The organism is Rouxiella sp. T17 (assembly GCF_036663475.1).
Lineage (GTDB): Bacteria > Pseudomonadota > Gammaproteobacteria > Enterobacterales > Enterobacteriaceae > Rouxiella.
In genome coordinates, this window is the sequence record NZ_JAWUEA010000024.1 from 1 (window position 1) to 18,594 (window position 18,594).

Annotated in this window: 17 protein-coding genes and 1 pseudogene; 8 read left to right on the forward strand and 10 right to left on the reverse strand. The window is 45.5% G+C overall.

The window, feature by feature from the left end:
- Positions 1 to 300 precede the first annotated feature (300 nt).
- The 4 genes from SC206_RS05530 to SC206_RS05545 all read left to right on the forward strand — a co-directional run bounded on the left by SC206_RS05530 (position 301) and on the right by SC206_RS05545 (position 2,676).
- Positions 301 to 903 (forward strand): site-specific integrase, encoded by a 603-nt coding sequence (locus tag SC206_RS05530; protein ID WP_332734991.1) that lies wholly within the window; start codon positions 301 to 303, stop codon positions 901 to 903.
- 166 nt (positions 904 to 1,069) lie between these two features.
- Positions 1,070 to 1,462, forward strand: coding sequence for a VOC family protein (locus SC206_RS05535; protein WP_332734993.1), 393 nt, complete (start codon positions 1,070 to 1,072; stop codon positions 1,460 to 1,462).
- 402 nt (positions 1,463 to 1,864) lie between these two features.
- Positions 1,865 to 2,383, forward strand: a complete 519-nt coding sequence (locus tag SC206_RS05540) for a GNAT family N-acetyltransferase (protein WP_332734995.1) — start codon at positions 1,865 to 1,867, stop codon at positions 2,381 to 2,383.
- A 119-nt stretch (positions 2,384 to 2,502) separates the two neighbouring features.
- Positions 2,503 to 2,676, forward strand: coding sequence for a hypothetical protein (locus SC206_RS05545; protein ID WP_332734997.1), 174 nt, complete (start codon positions 2,503 to 2,505; stop codon positions 2,674 to 2,676).
- Here the strand turns inward: SC206_RS05545 and SC206_RS05550 are convergent.
- Entirely contained in the window at positions 2,655 to 3,269 is a 615-nt protein-coding gene (locus tag SC206_RS05550; RefSeq protein WP_332734999.1) for a TetR/AcrR family transcriptional regulator, read from the reverse strand. The two genes, SC206_RS05545 and SC206_RS05550, sit on opposite strands and share 22 nt — an antisense overlap.
- Positions 3,270 to 3,342: 73 nt before the next feature.
- On the opposite strand from SC206_RS05550, the gene SC206_RS05555 reads away from it, so the two are divergent.
- Positions 3,343 to 3,708, forward strand: a complete 366-nt coding sequence (locus tag SC206_RS05555) for a darcynin family protein (RefSeq protein ID WP_332735001.1) — start codon at positions 3,343 to 3,345, stop codon at positions 3,706 to 3,708.
- Positions 3,709 to 3,921: 213 nt separating this feature from the next.
- Here SC206_RS05555 and SC206_RS05560 read toward each other — a convergent pair whose 3' ends face one another.
- The 5 genes from SC206_RS05560 to SC206_RS05580 form a co-directional block, all read right to left on the reverse strand.
- On the reverse strand, positions 3,922 to 5,160 hold the full coding sequence (locus SC206_RS05560) for an IS110 family transposase (protein ID WP_332735003.1): 1,239 nt from the start codon (positions 5,158 to 5,160) through the stop codon (positions 3,922 to 3,924).
- Positions 5,161 to 5,732: 572 nt separating this feature from the next.
- Positions 5,733 to 7,256 (reverse strand): MFS transporter, encoded by a 1,524-nt coding sequence (locus SC206_RS05565; protein ID WP_332735005.1) that lies wholly within the window; start codon positions 7,254 to 7,256, stop codon positions 5,733 to 5,735.
- 342 nt (positions 7,257 to 7,598) lie between these two features.
- Complete coding sequence (locus SC206_RS05570; RefSeq protein ID WP_332735007.1) at positions 7,599 to 8,483, reverse strand: MurR/RpiR family transcriptional regulator; 885 nt, start codon at positions 8,481 to 8,483, stop codon at positions 7,599 to 7,601.
- Positions 8,484 to 8,581: 98 nt separating this feature from the next.
- A complete protein-coding gene (gene nanQ / locus SC206_RS05575) occupies positions 8,582 to 9,049 on the reverse strand; it encodes an N-acetylneuraminate anomerase (RefSeq protein ID WP_332735009.1) in 468 nt (155 codons plus the stop codon).
- Positions 9,050 to 9,098: 49 nt separating this feature from the next.
- Positions 9,099 to 9,971 carry an N-acetylmannosamine kinase gene (locus SC206_RS05580; protein WP_332735010.1) on the reverse strand — a complete coding sequence of 291 codons (873 nt, stop codon included), beginning with the start codon at positions 9,969 to 9,971 and terminating at the stop codon, positions 9,099 to 9,101.
- A gap of 143 nt (positions 9,972 to 10,114) precedes the next feature.
- Between SC206_RS05580 and SC206_RS05585 the strand changes: the two genes are divergently transcribed.
- Both SC206_RS05585 and SC206_RS05590 read left to right on the forward strand, forming a co-directional pair.
- A complete protein-coding gene (locus SC206_RS05585) occupies positions 10,115 to 10,828 on the forward strand; it encodes an N-acetylmannosamine-6-phosphate 2-epimerase (RefSeq protein ID WP_332735012.1) in 714 nt (237 codons plus the stop codon).
- Between the two features lie 44 nt (positions 10,829 to 10,872).
- On the forward strand, positions 10,873 to 11,763 hold the full coding sequence (locus SC206_RS05590; protein WP_332735014.1) for a dihydrodipicolinate synthase family protein: 891 nt from the start codon (positions 10,873 to 10,875) through the stop codon (positions 11,761 to 11,763).
- A gap of 200 nt (positions 11,764 to 11,963) precedes the next feature.
- Here the strand turns inward: SC206_RS05590 and nagA are convergent, their stop codons facing one another.
- From nagA to SC206_RS05605, 3 genes are all read right to left on the reverse strand, one after another.
- The gene (gene nagA / locus SC206_RS05595; protein WP_332735016.1) at positions 11,964 to 13,055 is read right to left on the reverse strand and encodes an N-acetylglucosamine-6-phosphate deacetylase; all 1,092 of its coding nucleotides are present in this window, start codon (positions 13,053 to 13,055) and stop codon (positions 11,964 to 11,966) included.
- Between the two features lie 256 nt (positions 13,056 to 13,311).
- A complete protein-coding gene (locus tag SC206_RS05600) occupies positions 13,312 to 14,430 on the reverse strand; it encodes an N-acetylneuraminate epimerase (RefSeq protein WP_332735018.1) in 1,119 nt (372 codons plus the stop codon).
- Positions 14,431 to 14,458: 28 nt separating this feature from the next.
- Complete coding sequence (locus tag SC206_RS05605) at positions 14,459 to 15,172, reverse strand: oligogalacturonate-specific porin KdgM family protein (protein ID WP_332735020.1); 714 nt, start codon at positions 15,170 to 15,172, stop codon at positions 14,459 to 14,461.
- A gap of 1,507 nt (positions 15,173 to 16,679) precedes the next feature.
- On the opposite strand from SC206_RS05605, the pseudogene SC206_RS05610 reads away from it, so the two are divergent.
- Positions 16,680 to 17,226: pseudogene (locus SC206_RS05610) on the forward strand (GNAT family N-acetyltransferase).
- A 302-nt stretch (positions 17,227 to 17,528) separates the two neighbouring features.
- Here SC206_RS05610 and SC206_RS05615 read toward each other — a convergent pair.
- Positions 17,529 to 18,560 carry a LacI family DNA-binding transcriptional regulator gene (locus SC206_RS05615; RefSeq protein WP_332735021.1) on the reverse strand — a complete coding sequence of 344 codons (1,032 nt, stop codon included), beginning with the start codon at positions 18,558 to 18,560 and terminating at the stop codon, positions 17,529 to 17,531.
- Positions 18,561 to 18,594 lie beyond the last annotated feature (34 nt).

An 18,594-nucleotide genomic window follows, 5' to 3' on the forward strand; every position in this document is an offset into this window, starting at 1 on the left:
ATAGGGCAGGATCGTCTACCGGGGCGGGGGCAGTCCAACTATAGGGCAGGATCGTCTACCGGGGCGGGGGCAGTCCAATGAGGCAAAAAAGTGTCTACGAAACCCGGGTCTATTCAATCTGACAGGCGATTATATATGGAAAAGCAACCGGATACCGGCTTCCGGTAAGTTTCGTCGGCTGAGGCCAGCTAAAGTAGAGAGGTCAAAAAATAGCCTTAACGTACAATAATTTTCGATATCCAAACTGACCCCATGAGGGACAATCATACTTAAGTCTCCCACATTGCAGGAGGTTTGAGCATGAACACGTCACCGTGGAAAAAAGACCGTATCATCGGACAAAAAAGACCGCTTCAGATATCTTATATCTGGGGGATTCGAATTAGACTTGAATTGGAAGGTAAAACGCGCGATTTAGCCCTGTTCAACATGGCCTTAGACAGTAAACTCAGGGGCTGTGAACTGGTAAAACTCAAAGTATCAGATGTTGCATATGGCAGTTCTGTTTCGAGCAGAGCAACGGTGTTACAACAGAAAACCGGTAGCCCCGTCCAATTTGAGATAACCAAAGGGACAAGAGAAGCAGTTGCAGCGTTAATAAAGCTGGGCAATCTGCACAGTAAAGACTACTTGTTCCAATCTAGGGTCGGTTCTTGCCAACACATTTCAACACGGCAATACAACCGTATTTTTCATGGATGGGTAGGAAAGCTTGGTCTCGAAGATTCGCTGTACAGCACACATTCCATGAGAAGAACAAAACCTTACCTGATATACAAGAAGACCAAGAATCTCCGGGTCATCCAACTTCTGTTAGGTCATAAGAAACTGGAAAGCACTGTGCGTTATCTGGGCATTGAAGTCGATGATGCGTTAGAGATCTCTGAGTCGATTGAAGTGTAAGGTTGTCAGGGCTGCAACAGCAGCCCTGTGCCAGAAGGAGAAGTTACACGCAAAAAAGGACCATACTGGGGGGTAAGTCAATATTGTGTTGCTTTGTGCTTTGAAGATTGTTTATTTAAGATGACCCAAGGAGTATTTCAGATAATAAAAATCAGGAAAGTTTGCTGTGAAGATAACAAAGATTGATCACATACACGTATACGTTGAAGACATTACGCAGGCAGAAATCTGGTATCACGAGGTTCTTGGCTTCTCCCGCGATGAGACTCAGTACTTCTGGTTTGAACAAGGGGGGCCGCTGGTCATCAGGAATCACGGGGCGTCACTTTCCCTTTTTCTCAGAAAATCCCAGCATCCTGGTCACACGATGGCTTTCGGCGTTGAGGCACCCGTATTTTTAGGGCTCATACCGATCCTAAACCGTCACAACATCCCCTTCACTGTGTGCGATCACGAGGTATCGATGTCCGTCTATTTCAGCGATCTTAGCCATAACAAGATTGAAGTGACGTCCTATGACTACCTGCCCGCAAAGCAAATACTGGGGAGTTTGGTTTAACCACGCCTTTCGCTCAACGCTGACGGTCACTGCCCTCTGGTGCTCCCTCTTTTGCCGACGGCGACCCCGTGAACGTCAGGCGTGCGTCCCGCCGCGTTGATGGGGCGAAAACGGCCCCCCTTTCACCAATTTTCGCTACATTGTGGATTGCCGGCATTCTCCACAATCATCGGCGTTAAAAAAAACCACCTTTTCAGAACATGCTTTTGCAATCCCCAGTCCGTTACGGGCGATCGGTTGCCACATACCTAAGCATCACACCCAAATGACCAAGATATCTCAAGTGAAGGGTATCATTTGAACGGCAGCTGTGTGCGGGGAGCGGACATTGTTAACAGCGCGATACGTTGATTGATAGAGAGTGGCATCCAGTTAACACCTTCACGGAAAAAGGATTATCAGATGAATTTAGAAACTGCGCGTTTAATGCTTGAACCCTATCATGACTCACACTACGAAGGCTTAAGGGTGATGGATAACGATTCCGGCGTGATGCGTTATATCAGCAAGGGTATTGTTAAGACACCAGAAGAGACCTGGGAAAGTATCAGGCGTGTTCAGGCGCGTTGGGAGAAATACGGATTTTCATGGTGGGCTATCAAAGAGAAGGCTTCTGAGGCCATCGTTGGCGCAGCATGCCTACAATACCTGGCAAACGTTGAGGGTGCACCTTTAGAGATTGGCTGGCGACTCGTCCCAGAACAGAATGGCAAAGGCTATGCAACAGAAGCGGCCAAAGTAATTATTAATTTTGCAGCTGAGCAGATAGGCGCAACATATTTAGTGGCTGTTGCCGATCCTGAAAATACTCCCTCTCAGCGAGTGATGCAGCGATTAGGCATGACTTACAAAGCAATAGAACAGCATTACGATGTGCCCTGTGTAGTTTATGAACTTAGCATTCAGCGCGATCAATCGTAATGGGGATGTTTGTACAGCGTCTGCTTTGTGCCAGAAGCGGACACAGCCTTACATCGTAATATGGTGGTTTATGTGGAGAAGTAAGCGGAAGTAATGACTTCAGGTAAAAGGAGTGTCAGATGAATTTAGAAACTGCGCGTTTAAGGCTTGAACCCTATCATGACTTACACTACGAAGGCTTAAGGGTGATGGAAAACGATTCCGGCATGATGCGGGATATCAGCAAAGGTATTCTTCGCGATCCATTGTTGGAGATAGGATCGCCAAATCGTCAGGCGGCATTCTCCAGGTAACCGAAGACGGCTCTGCCCACGCGTGAGCTAAGAGCGTCCCGATCCTGTTCGCAGCGTTCTCCGGCAGCGTCCACCATACCCTTGATGATCGCCAACACGTCCTGCGCGGCTAAATCAAGATCGGGCTGTTGCGGGAGATCGGTCCGCGCCAGGATAGACAACAGGATCGAGTGCAGCCGGCGTGTTACGCACCGGGTATCTTCATCTAAGGGCAGTCGTGCCTCTTCCAAATCCAACAGCCTGGCCAGGGCCGGTCGGCGCAGTTGATGGTTCACTGCTGACGCGATCACACCTTGCAATGCCTCTCGACCGTTCGCAGCAGCGACTATCGCCTCGCACTCGGCGATCAGCAGCGATGTCTCGCGCACGATCAAGGCCCCGATCAGCGCCTCCTTGCCGGGAAAATACTGATAGAGCGAGCCGATGCTGACGCCGGCCCACTCGGCGACTGCATTAGTCGTGAACGCACCGAGTCCACCCTGTTCCAGAATGCGAGCCGTCGCCTCAATGATCGCCCGCACCGTCTCGGCGGAACGGCCTTGGCGAGGCATTTTCCGAGGACGCGGGCGCTGCGAGGTCGTCGTCTGTTTCATGGATTGAATGCGAGTTGCCAAATATGAGGTTATGCTCGCATTATATGTCCTCCACATGATTATACAAGGACACATGATGACCAATCCACAATTGCCCTTCGAACCGACCGTAACCGTCTTTATGCTGGTCAAGACCTCGCCTGAATGGCTCGGGTTCCCCGTCGATCACCGCTTCAAGCTTCTGGCAGAGCATTTCACTCCGATCCTCAAGAAGCACGCGGCGAACGTCTCGCTGCGCTTTTTCGACGTGGAGTTTTATTCCACCCGTGTCACCGACATCTGGATGTGGGACGCAGCGGACCATCATTCCTACCAATTATTGGTGGAAGACCTGCGTGAAACGGCCTTCTGGGATCGCTATTTCGATATCGTGGAGATTCTGACCGGCGTGGAAAACGCCTATGCCAAAAACTACGATCGTCCGGTTATCACAGTCTGAATGGGCTACAGGGGGCGCTATCCCAGCCCCCTCTTCATAGTTCTCAAAGAAACCCGTAGCGAGACAGCTGGGGAGGACATGGCGTTCACTCTCGCCGTGCTGTGCCAGGCCGGATTGCCTCGCGCCAAGATAGAGTCCCGCGAGTTCATGCGGCAGTCCCGTGCGGCATGAAACGGACGTCCGCTTCACGCCCTGAGACATTCGACAAGCTTTTTATGGCTTCAGTAAGGGCGAGTGTCGCGCTTCGAGAGCCAGCAAATACTTCGCTTCGTCGTACTGGGTTCTGGTCTTCCAGCAGCGGTAAATGATCCTTATCCATTTGAAGGCAAGAGCCCGGATTACAGACTGGTGAGATTTTCCTTTTTCTCGCAGTCCCTGATAATAAAGTCTGGCCCAGTATGATGAGTTAATCGTCTTCGCAGCCCATTCGACAAAGGTCTGCCTGACGAACTTGCCACATTGCCATCGCCAGTGAACCCATGATTTCTGGCCACTTCGTTCGGTCACCGGTGCAATACCTGCATAGTTTTGAATTTCTTCAGCGCTGTTAAACCGGTCACGGTTATCACCAAGTGCAGCAAGCATCCGTGGGCCCATACACGGCCCCATGCCCGGAAGTGATTTGAACAGCCCCGCATCTGGCAATGTGTCAAACAGCGTTTCAATGCGTTCGTCATAGGTTTTGATGATTTCACTCACGACTTTAATTTGTGTCGCCAGTGCTGTTGCCATCAAGGCATTAGCCTCTATAACACTCGGGTCTGTCGTCAATGGGATCGCATTATCAATACTCGCAACACGTTGCTCGGTAAGGGCCATTGCGCGGCCACCTCTGGCATTCAGAAAATTTCGGATCGTGTCGCGCCTGGCTCGTTTCAGTTGTTGCAGACTGGGCCACCGGATAATCAGCTCACACAACAGTAAGCTACCCCGATGTGAGAACCACTCCAGGGGCTGAGGATAATACTGTTTAAGCGTGTTGATTATACGGTTCACAAAACGACGTTTATCTTCAACCAGCTGACGACGCTGCTCAACCAGTTGCTGGAGTAACCGGATATCCGCATTGTCGGGTTCAATAGCTTTTATCTTTTGGGGATAACGCAGCATTAACTCTAATGCCAGCTCGGCATCCTGCGGGTCATCCTTAGCGCCGCTGGGGGAGAAGGCTTGCCGGTAACGAGCCAGGGACAAAGCGTGGACGGGGAAAACGGTGATAAAGGGATATTTTTGAAGAGCATATACCACGGGGCCCTTCTTCAGCTCGAGAGCTATTGCGATTCTGCCTTTAACCTTCTGGTGTAACTCTGTAAGCCAGACATCAAGGGCTTCTGCTGTATGTTCAATCACATGGAATACGCGTTCACCGTTTTTAAACTGAACACAGACATCGTGTTTTTTATCTGCCCAGTCCAGACCAACGTGCGCAGCAAATTGATTAGTCACAGTCATCACCAACTCCTTTTTATCGGGGATTGGTATGCATTCCACGCTCTTCGAAAGAAATATAGCCAGCAGTTTATCTGCATGCCCTGAGTATTCGTTAGCGAACGTGGAGCACCTACTGGCTCGAAAGAAAAGCGGCGATCATCACGTGATTCTCGCTCAATATTCGTAACCAGTAAGCGCATACCCTGAATCACTTAATAGTGTAATTCTCAGGGTGCGAATGACTATACCTCGCTCAAAGCCGCCATTGAGTATTCTTTAAAACAGATCGCGCCATGTAAATTTTGCGGCAATCTATACATTCCTGACGGACTTGGAAAAGGACCACACCCTGCGATTGTTATGAGTCACCCAGCCAGTGGTGACAAAGAGCAAAATGCGCGTCGCATTGCTGAGCGAGGATTCATTACTCTTGCATATACATCATCTGTGTTCAGGCGGCCAAATGCAGTATGCCACTACACCCATAAAAAAAGGCCGCATAAGAAAAAACCAACATCAACAGCTGAGTGTTTCCCTAAGGGCCTTCTATGCGCCATTCTCACCTCAGAATAGATGATCACATTCAATAGCCACTATAGACTACGTGCCTTATGAATTTTCCTGTTCGTTCTTATCGCACCGCTGAAAGGTTGCCCATCAATTGTATCGTTCATTCTTAAACCGGAAGGACGGATCCAGCGTTGAACCCTAGATGGCATATCGAATCCTATTAGCAGGATCACTACAAAAGTCAGACTGAAGGATAGCGAACCTAATGCGGTACCAAGGCTTAGGTGCTGGGAGATAGAGGCGCCCAATATCGGCGCAATTGCGCCGCCCAATGCTCCAACGTTATAGGTAAAGCCCAGTCCTGCAGCCCGCTGTTCTGTATCAAAATAGCCGCCCAACAGCTTAGGAAGCAATCCAGCTATTCCTTGCCCCAGCATTTGCTGTAAAAACAGCAGGCCACCAAGAACGAGAATATTCGAGCCGCCAATAGCGAAGAGCGGAATAATAAGCAACTGAGAAACTAGCAGGCTGGTGACATACGCTTTACGGGTACCCAGCCAGTCGCCAAGAAAACCGCCAACACAACATCCGACCGCTGCACCGAACCCACTAAAGAACAACACATTACCGACTGTGTGCGGATTATATCCCAGTTCGGTCTTCAGATAAGTCGGTAGCAGGGCTTGTATCGGCCATGAGTAAAGGAAAGCACAGAACACAACCAGCATCAGCATCACACCTGTTGGCCAGCGTTCGCCACTGGTCTGCACCATAAAGTAGATAAAGATGGCGGCACAAAGTATGCCGAAAATTGTTATCAGGCCGGTAGATATCATACCGGTAAAACAGACATAAAGCGCAGCAGCAGCAAATATTGTGAGCAATATATTGAGGAGGGTGAGGCGGCCACGATAAAGGATATCTAACATGTTGCGATCAATGTTTCCTTTATTTTGTTGCTGTTTTTGTTTTGATTTTTCCCAGTCTTCTGCTTCAGGCAGGTTTTTACGTAACCACAATGCGAAAACAATCGGCAATAGACCGATATAAAAGAGCATGCGCCAGCCAAATGCCGGCACGACAAAGCTATAAGCCTGCGCAGCCACCACAGCACCGATAGAAAACCCGGAAATAAGAAACCCGCTTGCTTTGTTGCGCATATTCTTTGGCCAGCTTTCCATCACATAGGTCGAGCTGGAGCCATATTCTCCCGCCATACCAATACCAATCACCAGCCGAGCGACAAACAGTGTGGTGTATCCCGGTGCAAGCCCGCAGGATAATGTTCCGCATGAGAAAAGCACAATGCTGGTGATCATGGCAAACTTTCTACCATAGCGATCGCCTATCGCGCCCAATACTAGCCCGCCGAACCAACGTGAGATGAAAGCGGCGGAAATCAGGCTACTTGCCTGCAACAGTGTCAGACCAAATTCCTGCTTGATGTCCATTAACACCAACGTAATTATCACAAAGTCAAAACCATCCAGAGCATAGCCAATCCAGGCGGCTGTAAAGGCTTTCCACTGTGATGGTGTTAACTGTTTATACCAACGAGGTGGCCTGATATCTGGCGTATTCGCTCGAGGCGCTGTTGAATTGCTCATATCGTTGCTATCTCCACAGCCCGTCAGTTAACGGGCAGAAATTGATTTTCGGGTGGTTCAGACAAAGTCGGCGCTTAATTATTTATGATTACGTCATTTCAAAACGTGTGACAGTTACAATCACAAAGCACAGCGCCTTGCTCCATTAAAAAATATAAATAGGAGTTAAACTCCATTTTGAGTGTATAAGATCAGCCAGCCATTACAATCGCTGGCTGATGAAAATGTGATAAAGGGGGCGAAATTCTGGCGTCAGAAGAACAAGTAGTAGAATGAAGAGGTTTAAAACTGCGCTGATAAAAGATCAGCGCAGTTTTAAAAGATAAGGTGGGAGAATATTGTTTAGTTGGTATTGTGTTGACTGATTGCCTGGGTAGTTTTTCGTTTAATTTTTTCCGCCTGAATGGGATCAGCTTTCACCAGCAAAGCGTAAATCAGGTCTAGAACGAACAGCTGAGAAATTTTGGTAGCGATGGAATCGCCTTGCAATTGTCCCTGGCGATTTCCATTGATCAATACATAATCAGCCACTTCAGTGAGCCGCGAACCCATGTTGTGTGTCAATGCGACTGTTAAGGCCCCCGTTTCTTTCGCCAGCTTTAATGCATGCACCGTCTCATGGGAGGTTCCCGAGTGACTGATACCAATGGCGACATCGCCGGGCTGCATCAGTGAAGCCTGCATGTACATGAAGTGGTTATTTGTCGCCGCATCTACGCGTAAACCAATACGCATCAACTTACTTTTCGCGTCTTCGGCTGTTATTCCGGAGGTGCCTAATCCAAAAATACAGATTCGGTCTGCCGATCGCATCTGTTTCGCCACTTGCTCGACGTTTTCCAACGACAGCAGATTAATGGTTTCTGTCAGCACATTATTGATGGCAGATTGTAATCTGCTCGCTATTGCCTGAGCACTGTCGGCATCTTGAACATCGGCATCTAGCAAACTTTCCTCATTGCTGGATCGTGTTGCCACTTCAATGGCCAGGTCCATTTTAAAGTCCTGAAAACCTTTGTAGCCCAAAGTACGACAGAAACGAATAATGGTCGCTTCACCAGCTTGGGTCAGTGATGACAGCTCAGAGAGAGAAAGTTGGGTAACTTTGGCGGGTTCGGATTGGACATAAACGGCAATACGCTGAGAGGAACGTGTCAGACTATTTTGAATTGCACCCAAGGCATCAAGAATTTTACCTGGTTTAAAATGATGAGCACCAGTTTTCACGCGGCTACCTCGGAGAAAAATTAAGGAAACAGTGGTTTATCTGGTGCACATCATTACATAGTTGCCTCATTTCGTGAAGCTTAAAGCTCTCCGGAGGGCTAGCTCAACAGGGTATAATGGAGTTTAACAACGACTTTTTTGATGGTATCGGAGCCTGCAATCTGGCAGCCTGGCTTATGAGGCTCTCCGGGTAAAAATACAGCAAACATACCAGGAAACATATGCAATTGGCTTTTATGTGGGATATCGGAAATGAGCTGGTAATCATCATCGGCCTGATAGGGACCAAGATTTTTTTCGGGAGTGAACGGAGAATATTCAATTCCTTCTATGCCGCTAATGAGCACCTGAATATCGGCATAAACGTGATGCAGTTCCGCTTTTTTATTTTGTGCGGGCTGAGCGTCAAACTCCATGACGTTCATAAACATCAGGTCTCCGTCAATGTCGTGGCGGCCACAGCTCAATTCCTGTAACGATGTCTTCGCAAGATAGTCCAGTACCCATCGGATACGTTCAGGTAATCCGTCAAAAAAAAGCGGTTGTGCTAAAGAACCGTGAAACATAAAGCACCTCATGATGAGTAATCGTTTAAAGATAAAGTAATGACCGAATTCAGAGTGTTTCTCTGGCCCACAACGCAACACCAATTAACCCGCTGTCTTGCCGATGGTGTGCCAGTTGAAGAGGGACGCGGTAGACGTTCGGTAGCGTCTGTTGTGTCGCAATCACTTTTTCCAGATATCCTTCCGCCAGCCCTACACTCCCACCCAGAATCGCGACATCCAGATCCAGTGCGATATGAATATCTGCCAGCATTGAAGCGATTGCCGTCGCTGACTGGTTCACCACCTGTTGTGCCTGAATATCGCCGGAATGGGCTAACTCAAAAACCCGGGCTGCGGATATCGTTTTTTTGCCTTCATGCATAACGGCACCGATTGCAGATCCCGACGCGACACTTTCAACGCATCCTCGGCGACCACAACCACACATTGGCCCCTGTGGGTCAAAAGCGGTATGACCAATATGCCCCGCGAGCCCGTTTTGACCGATTAATAATTTTTTATTCCAGATAATCCCGCCGCCGACCCCGGTTGAAACCGTGACGAATAGGGCGTTATTGCACTCATCTCGCAGAGCCTGATATTCAGCCCATGCAGCCGCCTGGCCATCATTAAGCAAAATGATGGGTAAATGGGCCATCGACTGAATGCAGTCTTGTAAGGGAAAGTCTGCCAGACCGCCAAGATTGGCCGGGTTGAGTGCCGTCAGGCGGCCATTATTGATAATGCCGGTAGAAGCAACTGCAATGAAATCTACTCTGTCACGAAAGGGAGTAATCAATTTTTCCAGTGCCGCAGACAGTTGTGTTGCATCACCTCGTGGCGTGATGATCTGCTGGCGGTCTGAGAGCTGGCCGTCCTCTGCCACGAGGGCTGCAGCAATTTTTGTTCCACCAATATCCAGTGCTAACGCTTTACCCATTTGCATGATCCTCACTAAAATTTAACAACACGTAACCTTTGACTGATAACTAACACATATCACTTCATTGCGTCCTGCGAACAAAACATCTACCATCACTGGAGTTACGCTTCACTTTTAATATAATATTGGAGTTTAAAGCCATGGGAAAGACAAACATTCGCAACCTGAGCGATTTCTGTAACCAGCTTGAACAAGGTCTGATCGTTTCTTGCCAGCCAGTTCCTGATAGTGCCATGGATAAACCGGAGATTGTGGCAGCAATGGCGTGTGCAGCTCTCGACGGTGGTGCTGTCGGTCTACGAATTGAAGGCATCAGCAATGTTCAGGCAGTACGCAAGGTCACTGATGCCATCATCATCGGTATTGTTAAACGCGACCTGGCTGACTCTGAGGTCCGGATCACACCGTGGCTGGAAGATGTTGACGCACTGAGCGCTGCCGGTGCGGACATTATCGCTTTCGATGTGACCCTGCGCCCACGTCCTGTTGCGGTAAAAGCGCTGTATCAGCGGGTACGTGAAACTGGATGCCTGACAATGGCTGACGCATCTTGCCTTGAAGACGGACTACGGGCACAAAAACAGGGTATCGATTTTATCGGCACCACGTTGTCAGGTTATACGCAAACGCCTGTGCCGCAAGAGCCGGATATCGAACTTGTTCGCCAGTTAGCGCAAGCAGGATGCAGGGTGATTGCAGAAGGGCGTTACAACTCACCCTCTCTTGCGGCGGCGGCGATTGAAGCAGGTGCACATGCAGTGACAGTGGGTTCGGCTATTACCCGTATCGAACATATTTGTGGCTGGTTTCATGAGGCAATTAATCATCCTGAAAATGCCAAAATTACTGATTAACCGCGGTCTGACCGCTCATTCATTGGAAATTGACGAGGAAGCATATGAACAAACTAACAGGTCTGATTGCCGCTCCACATACGCCTTTTGACGCACAGGGTGAGGTTAATTTTAAGGTTATCGATCAGATTGCAGAACATTTGATTAACGAGGGTGTGCAGGGCGTGTACGTCTGCGGAACCACCGGAGAGGGTATCCATTGTTCAGTCGAAGAGCGCCAAAAGATTGCGGAACGCTGGGTGAAAGCCGCGCAAGGTAAACTGAGTATCACTCTGCATACCGGTGCACTCAGCATCAAAGATGCAATTGCACTGTCGCACCACGCCGAGACTCTGGACATCTTTGCGACGTCGGTGATTGGACCCTGTTTCTTTAAGCCGGGCAGCGTAGATGACCTGATTGCCTACTGTCAGGCGATTGCCAGCGCCGCGCCTTCTAAAGGTTTCTATTACTACCATTCAGGCATGTCCGGCGTGAACTTTGATATGGAACAATTCCTGATAAAAGCCGAGTCTCAGATCCCTAACTTGTCCGGCATAAAATTTAATAGCCCAGATTTGTACGAATTCCAGCGCTGTCTGCGCATCAGCGGCGGAAAGTTTGATATTCCGTTTGGTGTGGACGAACATTTACCCGGCGGCCTGGCTGTAGGGGCAATCGGTGCAGTCGGCAGTACGTATAACTATGCCGCACCTTTGTTCCAAAAAATCATTAAAGATTTCAACGCCGGGGATCAGGCAGCTGTGCAGAAGGGCATGGACTGTGTTATCCAACTTATTCGTGTGCTGGTTGAGTTTGGTGGTGTCGCGGCGGGTAAAGCTGCGATGCAGTTGCATGGTATTGATGTGGGTGATCCACGTTTGCCGTTACATGCACTGACAAAAGAGCAAAAGCAAGTTGTTGTTAACAGAATGCGAGATGCTATTGGTTTATAGGACTACTGTTTGCTTATCTTCTGCCAAGGCTTACTTTCTGGAGGCATTGCGGAAGACAATGGCGGTTTGGAGAGTTAGTCGTTATTTAATAGTTATTTATTAAATTGAATCGACCTGTTTTCAGGTCGATTCATTCAGCAACGCGTCTTAAATATCTCATTTGATGCCTATAGTTGAAAGACGCGCGTAAAAGTAAGATATCACAAGGGAACACTTACACCTTCGATAACGGTTTCCTGAAGTTTGAAACTTTCATCCAGTATAACGTAATCTGCCCATGCGTTAATTTCAAGGCGGCCGCGATCTTTAATCCCAAGAAATTCAGCTGGATATGTGGATAAGCGTAAAGATGCTTCTTCTAATGTTAACCCTAATTCAATAAAATTAAGCAATGCCTTATCCATAGTGAGTGTGCTGGCAGCTAATGTGCCGTTTTTCAATCGAGCGGCAGCTTTACCTGCGCATTTATAAATTGCATATCCGCCTTGCGTATACTCACCCGCTGGCATTCCTACAGCGGAGCAAGAATCCGTTACTGCATACAGTTTGGGAATAGCACGACGTGCTGCAAGGATTGCCCCGGGATGAACATGTTCAAAATCAGGTATTATTTCGGCATAAGTGGTATGTGCCATTGCTGCAGTCAAAGCTCCTGGGCAGCGATGATCTAGGCCACTCATGGCATTAAAAAGATGCGTGAACCCGGTAGCACCTAGTGATATGGCGTCCATGCTTTGTTGATAAGTGGCGGCAGTGTGTCCCTGTTGGACACAAACACCACGTTCAATTAAATATGGGATTAACTTCCGGTTATCTTCTATTTCTGCTGCAAGAGTAATAAGTTTAATTACTGCCAAATCAAGAAGTTGGTCTATTTCTTTTTTTGTGGCATTTCGTGCAAGGGGTGGCTGGGCACCCAGTTTGTCAGGGCTAACGAAAGGTCCTTCCAAATGTACGCCTAATACTCGAGAGCATCCGATGTACCGTGGTTTTTTCATAAAAAAATCAATATCTTTTAAGGCTGATTTCAATGAGGAAGGGCTAGATGTCATGGTTGTAGCGAGAAGGCTAGTCGTGCCAAATCGGGCGTGAGTTTGGCTCATTATATTGATAGCATCTCCGCCTTGCATAATATCTTTACCCCCACCGCCATGAACATGTAAATCGATAAATCCCGGAATAACATACCCGTTAAAAGCTCCCTCTTTTTTAATAATTTTAGCAATTCTGCCATTCCCATCAGCTTGAATAACGCCATTCACCCAACCCGATGGGGTTAATATTTTCCACATTGTATTTCCCTTAAAGTTATGCCTAATAAAAATAATCCTATTATATTCTTAGGTATATAATAAATTTTCATACAAGTTCATGTAGGGTTTGCAAAGAGGCGCAGTTACTCCGCCTCTTTGTAAGCATATACAGGTAAAGTCATTTTAAGCGGGATAGTTACATAAGCGCTAAAATCTTGTCACAATAATAAGACCCATATAAAAAATCGGCCTAGTCATGGTAAAGGAAATTATTCATATGTGAAGGTTAATTGCATCAATAGGCAACGCTCAACTTTTCCTTGCTTACTTGTAAAAACATAGAATCTGGGTTTGCTTTTCCACCGGTAGTCTCACCACCAATAATCAAGAGTCCATTATTCCAAGGAATTGACACGCCGTAAGCTATTCCTATCGGCAGATTACCAGCTTTAATCCATTTGTTTTTACTAAATATATAAACAGTGTCGCTATATTTTTTTTGCAGACCTTCATGTGCGTAATAATGTCCCTGGACATAATTTTTCGAAGAGCCTGGAAAACTTGCTCCGCCGGCGAAAATGGCAGAACCATTACAAATGCCACCAAAACCACCCGCGACGCCGTCTGGATTTGCTACCGATGCAACAGGATGCCAATCAATACGGTTACCTCTAATTTCGCCTTCATATGCAGTAGGTGTTCTTAATCCAGGTTTAACCTCACCATTAACTATAAGTATTTTATTGTTTTTCTCAGTAATTATTGTTGAACCGGCTGTGCCGGCATATGGGAAAGAACCTAGGCTGCCCCAAAGTTCTGTTTCTGGATCGAAAGATATAATTTGTTTATTATAAAAATAATCGTTAACGGGTTTGCCGAAGTATTTTGAAACGATTTTATTTTTTAAACCAGCATCATTATTGGTATTAGCAAGATCTTCGAAATAACCATTGAAAATATTTTCATTTACACCGCCCATAATAATGGCTTTCCCATTATAGGTAAATGAACTATGTCCTACTAGCCCAACTGGGCTATGCGACATCAGCTCTGACCACTCATTCTTTTCAGGGTTATATTTGTATATGTCATGTAACACTTCGGTTAAGCCACTTTGAGATTTACCAAAGCCTCCAAATACATAAATATTACCATTTATAAATACTGAGGTTGCCTGTTCTCGTGCCACTCCAGGAAAATTAGCTATCGGAGTCCATTGTTTATCATCTTGATTAAGATCCATTTTAAACCACGATTTACCAGCACTCCCAAGGCCAATATAAATTATTTTTTTATTATCAATGACACCAGTGCCTGACTTAAAAGGCACAGGAATAGTAGGTAATACTGAAGCATTGCAAGTGATTAGGTAAAATAGAGTGAAAAAAGCAATTGAAAAGGATATTTTTTTCATTTTTGGAAATACCTTAAATTGTTTTTTGTTAAAGAGTAATTGATATGCCTACACGGTAACTGTTTTCTGTAATGTTCTTTTTGCCGTTATATGATGCTTGTTTGTCAAGGTAATCGTATTCGATATAAGGCGCAACAGTTGGAGTTAATTTGTACTGTATTACAAAAGCATTTTCTGTAGCCCATGTTTTATTGTTGTTATATCGATAATCATTAACATATGTATAAACTGTTGTTTGCCATGCAGTCATCCATTTATCATTCATCTGATAGGTTATATAACCATCCCATCGTTGTTGTTGTGCTCTGGAATTATTGTCGTTTAAATCTGTTGAATGAAAAAGGTTATAATCGTAACGATAACGTATCCCTAGATTAAGGTCTTTTCTAACATCATATGACAGTTTAAGGTAGGGTCCCAAACGTGTGCCGGCTGAACTCCAGTGAAGCAAATGACCGGGTTTAAGAGATAGTTTATCTGTAAGGTGAATTGTATAATTTGTGTCTATTTCATTATAGCTTAATCCAAAAGGCTCATTGTTGTTTTCATGAGTTTTGTTAAAACTATCTGTTTCTAAACTTGCAAACCACCCTGATTTCCAATTCTCGCTTACTTTTAAACGTGTTTCATAGGCATGACTACCGCTACGATAGCCACCGAATCCATTTAAAGTAAGAGCTTGGGATTTGAAAGAGATTAGTATAGTTAAGACAACGGAAAATAATAAAAACAGTTTTTTCATTATGAGGCACTCTTTTTTTATTTTGTACGAGGTGTGTGATTATTTTTTTATTTTTTGACTTCTATATTTCAAAATTGAATGAAGCATTAATCTTTTAAGTACGCGTCAAGACATGCTTGAACATAAAATCAAGCATGTTATTTATAACTATTCACAGCGACCAAAATATATAGGAGTTTAAATCCATATATATTTTTGATGTGAAGTAAAACTCCAATGAGTTTGATTTAATACAAAATAAAAGTCAACACCTTTTGTTGAAATTTATGTTACATATGAAATAAAAGTAATTTACTTTCAAATTACATATAAATTACTTTTAATTTCAATAGATTAGTAGCGCCACTGTTTTGTTGATTAAATCGGACTTAGATAAAAAATCTGCTTGCATCACGCTTTTCAGGCAAACCGTTTACTGATAGGCATGCTTGGTCGTATCTTCTTATTCAATAAGTAAATCAAGGCCATAGCCTTTCCAACCTAGGCAGCCTAATCCAGAATTATCAGATATCACCAAGCAGTTGCTTTACAAAATACATCGATCTTTCCGGCACCGAATACTTGTTCTAAGCTGTCTTCCATGTCTGCCAAAAATACTTCCCATAAATTATTTTCTCGCCGTCGTCTGATTTCTTTTTACATAATTTCCAGCCAATAACCTAGATAGGTTACGACTGTATCAGTGCCCTGATTTTACGATGGCACCAGTGAGGTATCCCACCGATGGGCATACGGGCCAGTAATAACGAGCTGCTCAGTTTAATGAGCTAGAAAGCTGTGGCATAACGGTTTGAAGGAAATGTGGAAGTACATATCGGCAATGACGATAAATATCCTTCTCTGACTATCAGTAGCTTCAGAAACTGGAGGTGCCAATGTCGCTGTTACGTCATAATAGATCTTAATAGACGGGTCAGGCAGCTGAATCCTCCGCTCGATCTGATTGAACTGCTGCTCAAGATTGATGGCAAAAAAGGTTTTACCCGCGAATCGGGTTAATCTTAACCGTTCGGAAGAGTATTAGTGCAACTGTCGGTACAGTTAGCCGCGCGACGCACCTTCAGGGAAAGCAGCCCGGCTACAGTGCGGACAAGGGGCTAGCGCTAAATTTTAAGGGATGCAGGACGTGAAAAATGGCAATATCGTGTCTTCGTGCACCGTTAGATGCCATAGACCTGAGGGGGGGCAACGCGACGTCATTTACGAAGCCGGCATGTGGGGGATTTGATTGAGGAGGGAGGAAAGACTGAAACTGGAGGCCAACCCAGCAGGATGCATTATCTTTTGTAAGTCATCCGAGAGCGAGGCTCTGTATCTTGAAAGTAGCATAGTCTTTGGGCCCAGCTGCACGTGAGAAAAGGTCCGCTGAGTGCCAAGAGCGGACCTTGACCATTTGCTAACTGCACCTCCAATTGCATGGGTATTTTCTGCACATCCAGATAAATTGAGGTAGTTATTGAACGGATAAAACGGAAATAGATATCAATCTCAGGAAGGAAAAGTGCGGATGCCAATACCCATACTTTATACAGAACGTTTGCTGTTAAAGCCATTAGCCCCCGAAGATGCCTTACAAATTCAGATGCTTTATCCACGTTGGGAGATAGTTCGCTACATGGTCTCTTCAGTACCATGGCCCTATCCTGATAACGGTGCCGAGAATTACGTTAATAACGTTGCTTTGCCTGATATGGCAAATGGAATAGCTGGTTCTGGACTATCAGACACCGTGACACGCCTGACGAACTGATGGGTTTAATCTGTCTGTATGACGTTGAGGATAATAACCGTGGTTTTTGGTTAGCTCCGGAGCATCAGGGCCAGGACTTTATGCGTGAGGCCAGTATTGCAGCTACGGATACTGGTTTAATTCGTTAAATAAGACCGTGTTGCGAGCACCTAAAGCGGCTCTCAATAGCCGTTCAAAACGTATTTCAGACAGCAGTGGTATGCGGCTCATCAGGACTGAAAAGAAAGAGTATGTCAGCGGTCTGCTGGATTCCGAACTCTGGGAAATCACCCGTGACGAATGGAATACTCGTCAGGTTGGCTGAGAAAGTTATGGAATGTCGGTTCTTCGCTCAAAACTGCCCATCATGCCTGCTTAAGAAACAGGCTTAACGTAGGATATTTTACGTTTTCCAAGCGGCCTACTATATTTCTGGCTGACTTATGAAGTCACATTGTCAGCGCTCCCTGGTTAATAATCTTCTTGTTACACGCTGTCCGTATAATATTTTATATTTTTTCCACGGGGCATCATACTATATTTATAATATGTGGTGTTGTGAGAAAAAACTTTAACCCATGTCAATGGGCCATGAGTTCTTTATTTTAACTTTTCCTCTATACTAAGTTACACTTTTTTAATTTTTTTAGGTCGAATTGATGACTCTCGAATAACCAACATGCCTTCAACTTTCATTTTTAAATCTACTATTGAATGTTGGTTAGCAATATCTAATAAAGTATGAAGAGCTATTTCTCCCATTTCACCGTACGGTAAATCTACAGATGTTAGTTCGGGCGTTAATTCAGAAGAAAGACTTTGATTGTCATAACCGACAACTGCAACATCTTCCGGTATACGCAAACCTTTAGAAAAAATAGCCTGATAACAACCCAATGCTATGTAGTCACTACTACAGAAAATCGCTTCAGGACGTGTTTTCATTTCCAGCAATTTTATGGTTTTAATATAGGCTTCTTTCAGAGACCAGTTTGTTACTTGGATATAGCGCTCTTCCGGATAAATATCATAGTTTATCAATGCCTGCCTGTAACCTTCGATACGGTCATTGGCGGCATCCATCCACATTTCACCAGCAAGAATTGCAATCCTTGTATACCCTTGTTCAAGCAGATGAAAAGTAGCTTTGTATGCGCCGATTTTATCAGCGGGGAGAATGCAAGGTACGCCTGATAATTCATGGCAATAACCATTCAACATGACCCGAGGAATCGATAGGTTTGGAAATATCGGCGTCAGTTGTCTCGTCATGCAGGAAGCATAAATCAGCCCCTGATAGCCTCCATGGCTTATTTCATCCTCAAGCGCGCCACAATTTTCAGGTTCGTTTTCGAGATCAAAGATTGCTAACAGCTTGTTATGTTGTCTTGCGGCTTGTTGGGCAGCACTTATCGCTTCAATAAAAGGATCATGGTTGACTAGGCTGGTGATGACCATAGCTATTTTAGCAGCAACTAAAGGGCGGCTCGCCGCTTTGTGGACATATCCCATTTCATGCGCAACACCTAATACTTTTTCTCGAGTAGCATCCGACAACTTAATATTATAAGAACCATTTAATACAAGTGAAACAGTTGATTGTGATACACCCGCTCTAGCAGCTATGTGACTCATGGTAACTTTAGTTGGTAGATTCATTAATAATTCACCGTTCAATATTTATTACATTCTA

Bases quoted from the DNA above. Each gene is read 5' to 3' on its own strand.
- nanQ (WP_332735009.1), bottom strand. From the start codon at position 9,049: ATGTTTCACGGTTCTTTAGCACAACCGCTTTTTTTTGACGGATTACCT.
- SC206_RS05615 (WP_332735021.1), bottom strand. From the start codon at position 18,560: ATGAATCTACCAACTAAAGTTACCATGAGTCACATAGCTGCTAGAGCG.
- SC206_RS05550 (WP_332734999.1), bottom strand. From the start codon at position 3,269: ATGAAACAGACGACGACCTCGCAGCGCCCGCGTCCTCGGAAAATGCCT.
- SC206_RS05560 (WP_332735003.1), bottom strand. From the start codon at position 5,160: ATGACTGTGACTAATCAATTTGCTGCGCACGTTGGTCTGGACTGGGCA.
- SC206_RS05580 (WP_332735010.1), bottom strand. From the start codon at position 9,971: ATGGGTAAAGCGTTAGCACTGGATATTGGTGGAACAAAAATTGCTGCA.
- SC206_RS05565 (WP_332735005.1), bottom strand. From the start codon at position 7,256: ATGAGCAATTCAACAGCGCCTCGAGCGAATACGCCAGATATCAGGCCA.
- SC206_RS05555 (WP_332735001.1), top strand. From the start codon at position 3,343: ATGATGACCAATCCACAATTGCCCTTCGAACCGACCGTAACCGTCTTT.
- SC206_RS05585 (WP_332735012.1), top strand. From the start codon at position 10,115: ATGGGAAAGACAAACATTCGCAACCTGAGCGATTTCTGTAACCAGCTT.
- SC206_RS05590 (WP_332735014.1), top strand. From the start codon at position 10,873: ATGAACAAACTAACAGGTCTGATTGCCGCTCCACATACGCCTTTTGAC.
- SC206_RS05530 (WP_332734991.1), top strand. From the start codon at position 301: ATGAACACGTCACCGTGGAAAAAAGACCGTATCATCGGACAAAAAAGA.
- SC206_RS05540 (WP_332734995.1), top strand. From the start codon at position 1,865: ATGAATTTAGAAACTGCGCGTTTAATGCTTGAACCCTATCATGACTCA.
- SC206_RS05605 (WP_332735020.1), bottom strand. From the start codon at position 15,172: ATGAAAAAACTGTTTTTATTATTTTCCGTTGTCTTAACTATACTAATC.
- nagA (WP_332735016.1), bottom strand. From the start codon at position 13,055: ATGTGGAAAATATTAACCCCATCGGGTTGGGTGAATGGCGTTATTCAA.
- SC206_RS05545 (WP_332734997.1), top strand. From the start codon at position 2,503: ATGAATTTAGAAACTGCGCGTTTAAGGCTTGAACCCTATCATGACTTA.
- SC206_RS05600 (WP_332735018.1), bottom strand. From the start codon at position 14,430: ATGAAAAAAATATCCTTTTCAATTGCTTTTTTCACTCTATTTTACCTA.